Raw genomic sequence first — 11,818 nt, forward strand, 5'->3', positions numbered from 1 at the left:
TGACGCGGCTGACGGAAGGGCGTTGCCGGCCCGAGTGCCCTATGCGTCCAAGCTCCTCAACGACCACATCAGATCGACGAGTGGTCGGGGGGCTCGCGCCCGAGGACGACGACATGGAACAGGCCGCCGCCTTCCCTCTGTCTGACGCACTGAAGCTGATCGGCGAGCCGGACAGTGCGACACAGGGGGACTCCCTCGTTGGCCCTCTGACCGGGGCCATCGCGCAGGGGACCACCTGGCTGTATCGCAACCGGAGTAACGGAGAGACGCCCGTCGCCCGCTGGTGACGAGGACGGCTACCACGTGAAGATCACGATCTGCGGGTGGAGCATTGGACGGTGGCATTCTTTCACCCGATTGCGCGTGGCCGCCGTCGCGCCAACTCTGTGATGGTGTTGCATAGTGGTGCCATCGGGCGTAGATCAAGGAAAGGAATAACTATGTCTTCGGTGCAGAACCAGAAGTTCTCGCTGCAAGTCGAAAAGGCGACACTAGTCCCCGAAGAAAGTGCGGTACGTGAGTTCTGGTCGCAGCTCAGCACTCAGCTCGACACCGACCCCACTCTTAAGTCCCGCTTTGAGACAGACCCCAAGACGGTCCTGTCCGAGAGGGGCTTGGCCTTGGATCTGCAGCGGGAGGTGCTGGTGGCCAGCGGAATTTCTGGCATCGACTTCGACATCGACTGCATCATCACCTGCTGCGTGAGTGAGGTAACTCTGTGCGAGGTGACCCACATTGCCTGAGTTATTGATTTGACGGAGCTGCTGATGCGAGAACGGGTGGTTGCAGTGACCCCCGGGAGCCATGTCGCTCTCGTGGGAGTCTGGGATCCGGTATCAGATGCGCAGGTCGAGTTCTTTCGCGACGCCGTGTCAGACGCTGAGAGTCGGGGCCTGCGGGTGCTTGTGGTGACATTGGAACCGGACCCTGTGGCTACCCTTCGAGGACTTCGGGCTCGCCCTGCGTTCCAGGACATCGAGTACCGATTGTGGTTCCAATCTCAGTGCGGCGTGCAAAGCCGCATCGTCGTCGGTTTGACCCGCCAAGAGGTTGAAGAAGAGGGAGCGTCATTTTTGCTGGACGCCCTTCGTAAGCATGTCAGGATCGACGAACTCCTTTTGCGACCCGGCCAGTCATTGGGTCGTGGCGTAGGCGGCAGCCTGTCGACCATTCAGGAATGTGGTCGGAGGATGGGAATGCGCGTTGGTGTGAGCAACGGGTACGTGGGGCCCGTGCACATCGGCGAGGCTCGCGGCCACATGGTCAAGGGTGAACTCGCACGTGCGGGCGCACTCCTGTCCCAAATGTTCTATTGTGCGCGTCCGTCATCCGGAGAGCGAACTTTGCCGTGGCCGCCTGGTGCGTACATCGCCTGGCCCGTGGAGGAGCCAGTCTCAGGAGAAGTGCAGGGTCGTGCGCCGGTTGAGATCACTTTGACTCCCTGTAACGACGGCAGTCTTCTGCAGTGGCCGAAGGGGGCGGGGCGGTGGCTGGCCTTCGCGGCAGGTCCCGGCGATCATCGTCGCTCGAATTCCGGGTGGGAGGCTGGTGATGACTTGCACCGTGCTCGGTGAGCGGCTTCATAGCGATTATGCTTTTGCCATCGACGCATTCGCGGCCGCGCTGGCACCGGACTGGCGCACATCCGTGCGCGGCGAAAACGTGATCTCCTGGCGAATCTGTGAATCGCCTGACGAACCGCCGAGCCAGGGCTGGAAGCTCCATGTCTCCGCTTCAGCGGCCGGTGCCCTCAGCCTGCTGGAGGTCGTATTACCCGAGCTTGTGAAAGCCGAGGTGACTTTCAAGCTGGCGGCCGATCTCGGGTCGATCATCCGGATCAACGCAGGGCTCGCGGGCAAGTCCCAAGTGGGAAAGGTTCTGACGGCCTACCCGGCCGACGAGGGCGCGTTGATCGGTCTCGTCGACCGCTTGGACAAAGTATGGCGTCCCAACAGAGTGCCTGCCGTAATGTCCGATCTTCCGGTCGGTTCGGGTGGTGCTCTGTTCATCCGTTACGGATCGTTCGTGACAACGGAATGGGTGACAAACGCTTTTGGTGTCCCCAGCGCGGCGCTTCGAGGACCGGACGGCAGACCGTGCGCAGACGTGCGCGATTCCAGCGGTCGGCAGCCGGACTGGGTGGCTCCGCCCGTACCACCGACGCAGCGCACCAGGGTTGCCAAGCCCGGTGAATCCATCGATATCCAGGGGGGCACGTACCTTCCGCTGAAAATGCTGACCACGGACCTACGCGGGTACGTAGCGTTGGGCTTGAGCCTGGCCGAGCGTCAACTGGTGGTTATCCGACACAGAGTTCCGGGGATCGAAGGGGACGAGTTCGGCAACGATGCAGCGACGCGGTTGGAGAACGAGACGCGCGCGCTTCGGCAGCTGGAAGGGGCATGTGTGGCTCCCCAACTGGTGGCGCACGACCCGGTAGCCGGATACCTCGTCGTCACCGATGCGGGTGGGGGGCAGGCGGAACGGCTCCCCGTACTGGATCGCTTGAAGCTCCTGCCCGAGCTCTCCGCGGCAGTCGCGAAACTGCACACGAGGGGCCTTGCTCACCGGGACCTCAAGCTGTCCAACGTCCGGTTCGGTCCCGAAGGATTGCGCCTGATCGACTTTGAGATGGCTGCGCCCTTCGGGACCGAGCGGCCAGTGCCAGGTGGTACAGACGGCTATGAGCCTCCCGAAGGCCGACGCGCAGTCGTTGCCCCGTCGTACGACGTCTACAGCCTCGGATCCTGCGTGACTCATGCGACTCTGGGGTATTGCCCCGGTCGCCTACCGCGTCCCGGCAACGCCGGTCGCCAGATCGGGCTGCTGCGGCGGTTCGGGTGGCCGACGGCCGCATCGATTGTGACTGCGTGCCACGAGTCAAGACCGGGGCGGAGACCTAGTGCTGCACACCTGACCCGGCAACTAAGACCGTGTCCTATGTGGGGCTGGCTCGTTGAGCTCGTCATGGGGCAGGGTACGTGGAGTTGGATTGTTCCGGACGGGCTGTGGGAGATCGCGGAGCCGCTGATCCCGCCGTCAAAGGTGCGGCCGCAGGGCGGCGGGACGCAGGACACGCCTGATGAGACGCTGTTCGCCGCGATCATCTACGTGCTGGTCAGCGGTTGTGCCTGGCGGGCGTTACCGCCGTGCTTCGGGATATCGAAGTCGACGGCCCACCGCAGGTTCCTGATCTGGTCGAGAGCCGGTGTCTGGGGCCGTCTCCACGAGGAGATCCTGCACCGCTTGGACGACGCCGGCCTCCTCGACCTCTCCCGGGCAGTGCTCGACTCCGCCCACGTCAGGGCTAAAAAAGGGGCGAACTCACAGGTCCGAGCCCCGTGGACAGGGGCAAGCCGGGTTCCAAGATGCACGTCCTGTCGGACGCGAACGGACTGCCCCTCATCGTCGGCCTCTCCGCGGCCAACACCCACGACAGCCTCGCACTGAAGCCCATGATCATGGGTCACCAAACGAGACACGACCCCCACCGCGGCCGACACTTCAAGCCCCAGCGCCTGCATGCGGACAAGGCGTACGACGTGCCTCACCTGCGGAAATGGCTATGGGGCAAGCACATCGGCGTACGCATCGCCCGCAAGGGCATCGAGTCCAGCGAGCGGTTAGGCCGCCGCAGATGGGTCATCGAGCGGACCATGTCCTGGCTGACCGGTTACCGCAGACTCAACCACCGCTACGAACGCCATCCCCGCAACTACCTGGCCTTTCTCGGCCTCGCCGCCGCCCTCTGCTGCTACAAACGACTCGCTCGCCTCACCACATAGGACACGGTCTAAGAGAAGCGCTGCCGGCTATGGAGGCCGAGACCGCGGTCGGTCCAGGTCCACAACACAGGATCATCGATCGGCGCTGGGCCGGCAGCGCGGCTGTGAGCGCGGGAATTGCGACGCGGCGGTTCGCCGTGGCCGACGGCACGACGCATTACTGGCGCAACTCGCACATCCTCTCTGCGTATAAATGCGAGGGGCTGAACCTCGGCGCAGCAGGGATCATCATCTCCCTGGCAACACTGGATACTGCACTGGGAACAAAGCAGTTCACCGAGGACATCGCAGGTGCGGCCGAATGGCTTGCGAGTCGCCCGCCGTTCACCCAAGCACACGGCTTCTTCACTGGCAACGCCGGTGTTTCGGTGGCATTGGCCCTAGCTGGACAAAGGCTGGGGAGGGCAGACCTGGTCAGCGCCGCACGGCGGCGCTTCGAGCAGGCAGCGGGCAATAGTAACCCTGACTTTGATCTGTTTTCCGGTGCAGCTGGCATTGTTTGGGCAGGATGCCTGCTCGATGCTGTCCTTGGAACTTCCTGGGCCCGTGATCTTGCCGAGCAGCAGGTTTCAAAGGTCCGCGTCTCCGCTCGCATGGTCGACGGAGTCGTCGGATGGGATCCTCACCCCGACTTCGATTCGTCGGGCCGGATCTATCTCGGCGCGGCCCACGGCACAGCCGGCACCGCGATGGCCCTTTCTGCATGGGGGGAATCCACCGGCTGTACAGTCACGGCGAACCTCGCCGACGAGGCGTTCTGCAGCGTCATCGCTCATGGGCTGACGCCGGATGGATCCAATATTCTGGCCACAACAGCTGGGAACAAGAAGCCGGCACACCACTGGTGCCACGGAATCGCTGGTTTCCTTTGGTGTCTCCTCCAAGCTTCCCCCGGAAGACAGCTCACTGACTCACATGTCAGAGAAACAGCTGTCGCAGCGTTCGACCAGGGCACGCCACTCTTGGACAACCCAACGATGTGCCACGGCCTGGCGGGGGTTATGGAGACGTGGCGCATGCTCGAAAGCGTGCCGGACTTCCGTGGCCGCGCTCGTCACCAGGTCTGCCGGCTGGTTGACACCCTGCGGATGTTGCACCACACCCAGGGCAGTGCCTCCGTGTGGTCATCCGAGAGCCCTTCAGTCGTCACTCCCGACCTATGGGTGGGATTCCTGGGGCCGGCCGTCCAACTTGCTCTCGCGAACGCAGATTCGGATCAGGCGGTACTCTCGCCGACGTGGTTGCAGCGGTGCGCTATTCCCCTCGATATCTAGACGAACATTGAGGGAAGAGGAAGGGAAGCACATGGCCGTAGAGGTCGACCTACGTGATAGCGATGCATACTTTACATTCACCGCACGTGCGGACGATCTACCGTTGGGGGTGAGACGAGGCAGTGGGAGCCGCGTCGAGCAAGCGCTGGAGGTCGCCCGCTTCACTACCGAGACATTGGGAGTCAACCGGTCGCAGCCACTGGAATTTGTTCCTCTCCCCGAGCCACCGCCCACCAGTGCGGGGGCTTCAACGATCCATCTCGCCCAGCAGCGGCGCGGTATTCTTGTGTTCCAGGCTGTCCAGTCAGTGAGAATCTCACCCCTAGGCGAAGTTCAACGTACACAGGCCCGATTGGTTGGCCGAGCAAGCACGGCCGAAGTATCCATCCAAGTCCCAGTTGAGACCGCAGTCCATAACGCGACGATCCACGTTTCCACGTTTGACGATGATTCGCCAGATGCCGAGGATCTCTTCGGTCTACCGAAAGTCCTGGCTCGCTTCACCGACCTGGCCGACCAGCCAACCGTCCTGCAACAGGGGCCCACCAACGAACCGATCATGGCCCAGCTTACTTGGATCCCCACAACTACAGAACTGCGGTTGGCGTGGGATATCACTCTAGGAATCTCTGAACTCCAAGGGGCTTTTCGCGTAGCAGTCGACGCTGGAACAGGCGCCATCCTCTATTCATCCCAACTCGTCGCGTCAGCCGCCTGCCGGGGAAATGTCTACCGAGCCGATCCTGACCTACCGAGAACTCTTGTCGACTTCCCTCTTGGCTGGCAGAGCTATGACTTTGAGGTACCCGCGGATCTGCCGCCCGCACCGCCGGACTGGGTGGCCGACCGCAGCACCGCCGGCTACGCGGCCACTGCAGGGGTCGGCAGCAGCGGTGCGCCGCTGGACGCTGGACCGACCAGCAGTCTGATCTTCGATCCCGCCGAAGCAGAGGGTGAGGATCAGATGGTGCTCAACGCCTTCTTCGGTACCTGCTTCATGCATGACCTGACCTACCTGCTCGGGTTTCGAGAGGCTGACGGAAGCTACCAGGACGGTGCAGTCGGCGTAGCTGGAATCCTCTCAAAGCGAGTTAACGTCGAGATTCGTAAAGAGCCCATCCTTGGAACGGCCCACTGGTGGCCGCTAGGTAGCATTCCGACGATGCGGCTGGGTCCCAAGAGTGAAACCGGGCGACACACGGCGCTGGACATGAGCATCATCTTCCACGAATATCTGCACGGCGTCAGCACCCGACTCGTCAGTGGTGGTACCACCAAGCACCCGCTGCAGGAAGCTCAGAGCCGCGGCATGGGTGAGGGGTGGGGTGATTATTTCTCCTGCATGCTTCTGAACACCTCACTGATCGGAGGGTGGGTTTCGAACGATAACGTCGGGCTCCGTCGATTCCCTTATGACGAGCATTTTCCTGCAGATCAGATCAATTTTGCTGGTCTGGGCGGACTGGGTCTTTACGAAATCGGCAGCTTGTGGTGCGCGACCTTGTTGGAAATGACTCGCAGGATCGGCAGAGACATCGCCGTACATTTGGTGATCGAGGGGATGAAAGGTCTGGCTGCCAATCCGAGTCTTTTGGACGGCCGTGACGAGATTCTGCTCGTGCTCGACGACCTGCGAGACAGCAAGTCCCTGTCCGTGGCCGAGCACGCGGCGGCCGAACAGGGCGTTTGGGGGGCGTTCGCGGCGTTCGGAATGGGCGCCAATGCTAGTTCTCAGGGCCCGTCGGTCGCTGGTGCGATCGGTGACAACTTGGTTCCGTGATGCGGACCCAGGGGGTCGGGCATCAGCCAGAAGCGTCGGCTCCGCCGGTGGTCAGAACGTCGGAGAGGCGCAGCGGGTCTATCGGCGCATAAAGGCCCTTCGTTCACTACGGACCGCATGGGCGCCACCCCGGACGTGTTCGTGTCCCGAGCCGGCACCTCCTGGTCCATCGGCTCCAAGACATGCCAGGCCGTCTTCGTGATCGTCGGTGGTCGGATCGCCGCCGCGACAGGGGTGCGTGGGGCTCTACTCATCGCTGGCTGGCTGTGCATGGCAAGCGCGCTGCCCCTGCCATGGCGAAAGGCACGCATCTCTACCGGGCTTGCCCCGGTGCCTGCGACGGAAGTAACACCGTCCCGACCACGCACAGTTCCGCCGCTTAGCTTCTCGCCGGATGGCGGCGGTTCGGATCTCGGCGACTGCCGTTCGGGCGCCGGCAAGAACGCCGAGGTCCGTACCGGCAAGCTCATTGCACGGGTCAAGCGGGCGACGCGGCTGCGGCGCGGAATCCTGAGCGCACCGCCGGCATCGTCGACTCTCCAACGGTCCGCGCGTCCGCGGCCATGCCGCGCGTCACGGTCGGGTGGGCTGACAACCGTGCGGACGAGTGCGTCTCCCGGTTCCGGTCCGACGGTGCTGCGGCGCGCCACAGTTGCGCCTCTGGTGAGGCCGACTGCGCGGGGGAGTGCCACACGGGAATCTGCCATGGGAATCGTTCGGCGTTCCCGGCCATGGCACGGCAGAGGGCGGCGTCCCACGCATGAGCCGCTGTGCGAGCCGCTCGAGAACCAGGCACCTGATGTGGTGCCTACAACCCGTCACATAACCTCGCGTGGGGAGAACTCAAAGGATGGCGTTCTCTACTTCGAGGAGGCGTATGTGACCGGAATCGGCGCGCGGTGGCGCGTGGGCGCGCTCATCGTGGCCTCCGTGCTGCTTGCCGGTCCCAGTGCGTCGCACGACGGCTACATCGCCAAGCCGCTGCCGGCCGACGCCCCCCAGGAGATCGTGCCCAACCGTGTCATGACGTGGAACATATGCAACCCCTGCAAAGGGAGCGGCCAGAACGCGGGCCGGGCGGCGGAGATCGCCACGTACGCTCCTCAGGTCATAGGGCTGCAGGAGGCGTGCGTGGGTGATGTCGAGAGGATCCGAGATCATCTGCAGTACCTGTACGGGCTGGTTTACCACGTCGAGTACGGATCGGTTCTTCAGAGCTGGAGCCGCTGCGGGGGAGCGCCATGGAGCCCGGGGGGATTCGGCCAAGCAATTCTCTCGGCCGCTCCGATGACCGACCATGTGAACGTGGAGTATCCGGACGGCGGTTCCGAGGACCGCGGGTTCATGGCCGTCACCACCCTCGTGGATGGTCGGCCCGTCCGGGTCTTCAACACGCACCTGGCCCAGCGAAGCCAGCAACCAGTCCGTGCGAAGCAGACCGGCGTACTGGCGAAGGCGGTCGCCCGGCATGACAGCACGATCGTTCTCGGTGACTTCAACGCGGTGCCGGATGCCGCCGAACTTGCCGGGATGTGGGGTCTGGCCGCGGACGCGGACCCCGAGTGCGGTCCCTCGGCCGCGGGTACGTGCGAGCCGACCACCGATTGGCGCAGCAAGTTCGACTACATCTTTCTGCGCGGCCTCGCCCCGCTCAAGCGCGGTGTGCATCTCACTCCGTACTCGGATCACGATCTGGTGCAGGCCGATCTGAAGTGGGCGTAGGAGCCCGGCGGCCTGTGGGCGCCCAGGTGGGGCAGGTGCCGGTCAGTCCCGGTTCTGGTGGCTCACAGGTGTGGAGGAGGGAGAGGGACTGATAGAGGGCCGGGCCCTGACACGGACTTTTGGGCCGGACCTCTGTTCGGTCAGGAAGTGGTGGGCGGTGACCACGAGGATGACGTGGCCGTGCCGGCGGGTGAACGAGCGGCACTCGAAGTGGTCGAGTCCGAATGGGGTCTTCAGCTCGCGGCAGGGGGCTGCTCGGCGTCTCGCAGCCGCCGGGCGCGCTCGAACTCGGCGGTATCCGATAGCCAGGGGCCGTGCTGTTCGAGTGCGGCGCAGCCGCCGCGGACGAAGGCGCTCACCAGGATCCGGTACCCGCTGATCCCGTCGACCAGGCTGTACTCGACCCGGTACTCCGGTTCTGACCCGCCTTCACCCTGGTGCGCCGTTGTGATGCGGGCGATGGAGTCCGCGTAGAAGTGGAGCTGGATTCCTTCGCCCAACTCCTCGTCCTCGATGGTGAACACTTCGTTGTCCGCGGCAGATCGCTCGCCGACGAACGTCCAGAACTCCGCGGTGGCGGTGCGGGAATTACCCGGGAGCCATTTCCTTTCGGCGCCCTTGTCGTCGGTGAACGACAGGACAGTTGTCCTCGCCCGCAGCCTCCCCTTCATCCTCCGCGGGCGCGTTCCTGGAGCGGTCCGCGGCCTCCGAGCACATCAGGAAGCTCACGGTCCGTACCGCGTCGTCGACGAGCTCAGGGTGTGCGCGGCGCACGGCCGCGTCGACCGTCTTAGCCATCCGATCCCAGTCGTGTTTGTCCGTCGCGCGGCTTCCTCGTCGCGGGTCGCGACCGATCCGCATGGCGGCGCACGCCTGCTCCGCCGTGGCGATCACCCGCATGACCTCGGGCAGCAGGGCGGTGTCGACGGACTCGGGCATCCGCTTCGGAACCGTCGCGCCGTGCAGGTACTGGCCCGTGTACCTCAGAATCGCGGCGTCGAGTGCACCAAGGACTGCTCCGCGCTCGGCGCGACGGCGGTTCGCGTCATACTCCTGAGCGCGTTTGCCGTCGGACGTCTCCGTCGCTGCGCGCATCGCCGCGCAGACCTGACCGCGCTCGAGCAGATCGATGTCAGCTCCGTGGGCGATGAGCCGATTCTTGTCCCACCGGACGCGTTGGAAGAGCGCGTCGACGTCCACCTGCGCCGAGAGGAGGATCGGGTCCAGGAGCGCGACGGCAGCGTTCTCATCCAGCCGTCCCTCGGTTCCGGCGGCGTCGCACAGCGGAAGGACCGCACTCCACAGCAGCAGGTGTCTGGCAAGGTCCTCCCGGATCACCGCAAGGTGGGCTTCCCCGATCGAGAACGTGAACGTGCGAGGCTCGTGGTTGGCGTCGGCCCCGGCTCCGAGCATCAGCTTCAGCTCACCGTCCTCGCGGATCACGTTCGGGATCCAGCCGCTCTTGCGCGTGAAAACGATGTCTCTCATGGATTCAGTCTTCCTCACCGGAGGAGACCAGCGCGTAGTCAGGAGTCTCCAGACGTCGCGGTGATCGTGCAGGCGGCCCGGGCAGGGATGCTCAACGTGTCCGGTGGTCGGTTGGACCCGGCAGGGTCCCGCGCGACGAGCCCGCTCGGTCAGCTTGTCCAGGGCTAGATCTGTGCGGCGACCTCCTGCGCCGAAGGCCCCTTCCCGGCTGCGCGGGCCACCGGGGCATAGCATCCCGGCCGTGCCCTACTGCAAGCCCACACGCCGGCCGGCAGGCCGGCTGCGAACGTGCGAGGCCGTCAGATGGGGCAGGCTCGATCGGGCAGCCGATCCGGTCAGTCCGTGGGCCCGGCGATATGCCAGGTATGTGCTCTGGCACCGTTACCACCCCCGACCTGCCGAACACCCGTCATGTCTGGCGGACCTGGGTGGCAGGCGCGGCTGCGGTTGATGTGACCGGGGGGGACGCAAGGAAGGTCGTCGTGATCATGGAGTGCTCTACGCCCAGTGACCTGCCTGGACGGCCGGGCCTGCCGAGGCGTCATTCCTGAAGCTTCACCGTCCTGAAGTGGCCGGTCAGCGGAGTGGCGTGACCTCGGTTCGGGGTGGCTCGTGCTGGTGGTGGGGGAAGTCCGTCTTGTCGATTGTCCGGCGGGGTGGCTTCGCCGATGAGTTCACCGTCCCAGAACGGTCTACCGAGCGACACGACCGTTCATGACAGGAGTGCCATGTCCACCATCCAGCCCGTGATCCTGACTGCTGACCAAGACGTTCTGCTCGGCTTCTATACGCAATTGTTCGGCGCTGAAGAGATTTTCCGGGTACCGGAGGAAGGCCCGGCCTTCTACCTCGGCCTGCGCATCGGCGACACCGACCTCGGGCTGGTGGCCAAGGCCGACCCTGGGACCGGGGCGGCGTCGCGGATCCTGCTCAGCATCGGTGTCGACGACGTCGACGAGACACTTGCTCGGGTGGAGGCGCTCGGCGGCTCGGTCAGCGGATCCCCCAAGGACATGCCGTGGGGAGCGCGCGTCGCCCACATCAAGGACCCCGACGGAAACCCGGTGAACCTCACTCAGCCGATCCCGGCCCGCGGACGCGGTTCCGCCGGCATGCGCTGATCGTGGCTACCGGCCGCATGAATCACATGTCGATAGCGGTCTCGATGTTCGTCAGGGCGAGCAGCGCGCGAAACGGGGCAGCGGCGCGGGCGGGTCACTGCGGAGCCCGGCGAGGATCGGCCAGTTGGTCAGGTGGGCAAAGCCGCTTTCGACAAGACACTTCCGGCGGCAAGTGCCCGGTTGGCGTCCTTCTGGCCGGGGGCACTTTGAGGGCGCGGGTGGCCCTGGACCCTCGCGCCCTGCCGTCTCCTCTGCACCGCTGCAGGCCTTACCCTCGTCGACGCCGGACTGCCCGGCCACTGGCCGGGATGTGCAGCGCGAACGCCGCACGCCGGGCAAGCACGTCGACGACATCCGCGGGCTCGAACTGACCCACGGCGACTCGGACCGCACCGGCTTCGCCGACGCCCGCTAAGGACGCACGACGCACCGGAGTTCCTGCCAGCCACTGACGCGCTCCGCACCGGTTGTACGGATCCCCGCACAGGTGTCCCGGGTTCGGCATCCCGCATGCTCCGGGGCCACGGCAAGGTGCTCCTCGGCCCCGGCGCCCCCTGGCGCGCCTTGCCGGCCGGAGTGGGCCAGTCGGTTCGGGCGCATCCCTACGCTCATCACTGGACGCTCGGAGGGCGGACCAGGGGGCGGCCA

At 64.9% G+C, this 11,818-nt stretch carries 7 protein-coding genes and 2 pseudogenes; 8 read left to right on the forward strand and 1 reads right to left on the reverse strand.

Features of this window, described 5'->3' with window-relative positions; genetic code table 11:
* Positions 1–440: 440 nt before the first annotated feature.
* From OG538_RS35560 to OG538_RS35590, 7 genes and pseudogenes are all read left to right on the forward strand, one after another.
* A complete protein-coding gene (locus OG538_RS35560) occupies positions 441–743 on the forward strand; it encodes a hypothetical protein (protein ID WP_406099757.1) in 303 nt (100 codons plus the stop codon).
* A 24-nt stretch (positions 744–767) separates the two neighbouring features.
* Positions 768–1,574, forward strand: coding sequence for a hypothetical protein (locus OG538_RS35565; RefSeq protein WP_406100429.1), 807 nt, complete (start codon positions 768–770; stop codon positions 1,572–1,574).
* Between the two features lie 658 nt (positions 1,575–2,232).
* Positions 2,233–2,769, forward strand: a pseudogene (locus OG538_RS35570) (protein kinase domain-containing protein); the annotation flags it as partial.
* Between the two features lie 198 nt (positions 2,770–2,967).
* Positions 2,968–3,785 (forward strand): IS5 family transposase gene (locus OG538_RS35575; RefSeq protein WP_406088851.1). Its coding sequence is split into 2 segments (ribosomal slippage): positions 2,968–3,316 and positions 3,316–3,785, totalling 819 coding nucleotides; the frame shifts between segments, so codons are not numbered across the junction.
* 29 nt (positions 3,786–3,814) lie between these two features.
* The gene (locus tag OG538_RS35580; RefSeq protein ID WP_406099758.1) at positions 3,815–5,059 is read left to right on the forward strand and encodes a lanthionine synthetase LanC family protein; all 1,245 of its coding nucleotides are present in this window, start codon (positions 3,815–3,817) and stop codon (positions 5,057–5,059) included.
* Between the two features lie 31 nt (positions 5,060–5,090).
* Positions 5,091–6,839 carry a M36 family metallopeptidase gene (locus tag OG538_RS35585; RefSeq protein ID WP_406099759.1) on the forward strand — a complete coding sequence of 583 codons (1,749 nt, stop codon included), beginning with the start codon at positions 5,091–5,093 and terminating at the stop codon, positions 6,837–6,839.
* 879 nt (positions 6,840–7,718) lie between these two features.
* Positions 7,719–8,561, forward strand: a complete 843-nt coding sequence (locus OG538_RS35590; RefSeq protein WP_406099761.1) for an endonuclease/exonuclease/phosphatase family protein — start codon at positions 7,719–7,721, stop codon at positions 8,559–8,561.
* 233 nt (positions 8,562–8,794) lie between these two features.
* On the opposite strand, the pseudogene OG538_RS35595 reads toward OG538_RS35590, so the two are convergent.
* Positions 8,795–10,049, reverse strand: a pseudogene (locus OG538_RS35595) (DUF6357 family protein).
* A gap of 728 nt (positions 10,050–10,777) precedes the next feature.
* On the opposite strand from OG538_RS35595, the gene OG538_RS35600 reads away from it, so the two are divergent.
* A complete protein-coding gene (locus OG538_RS35600) occupies positions 10,778–11,170 on the forward strand; it encodes a VOC family protein (protein ID WP_406099763.1) in 393 nt (130 codons plus the stop codon).
* Positions 11,171–11,818: the final 648 nt, after the last annotated feature.

This window comes from Streptomyces sp. NBC_01013 (assembly GCF_045162765.1).
Lineage (GTDB): Bacteria > Actinomycetota > Actinomycetes > Streptomycetales > Streptomycetaceae > Streptomyces.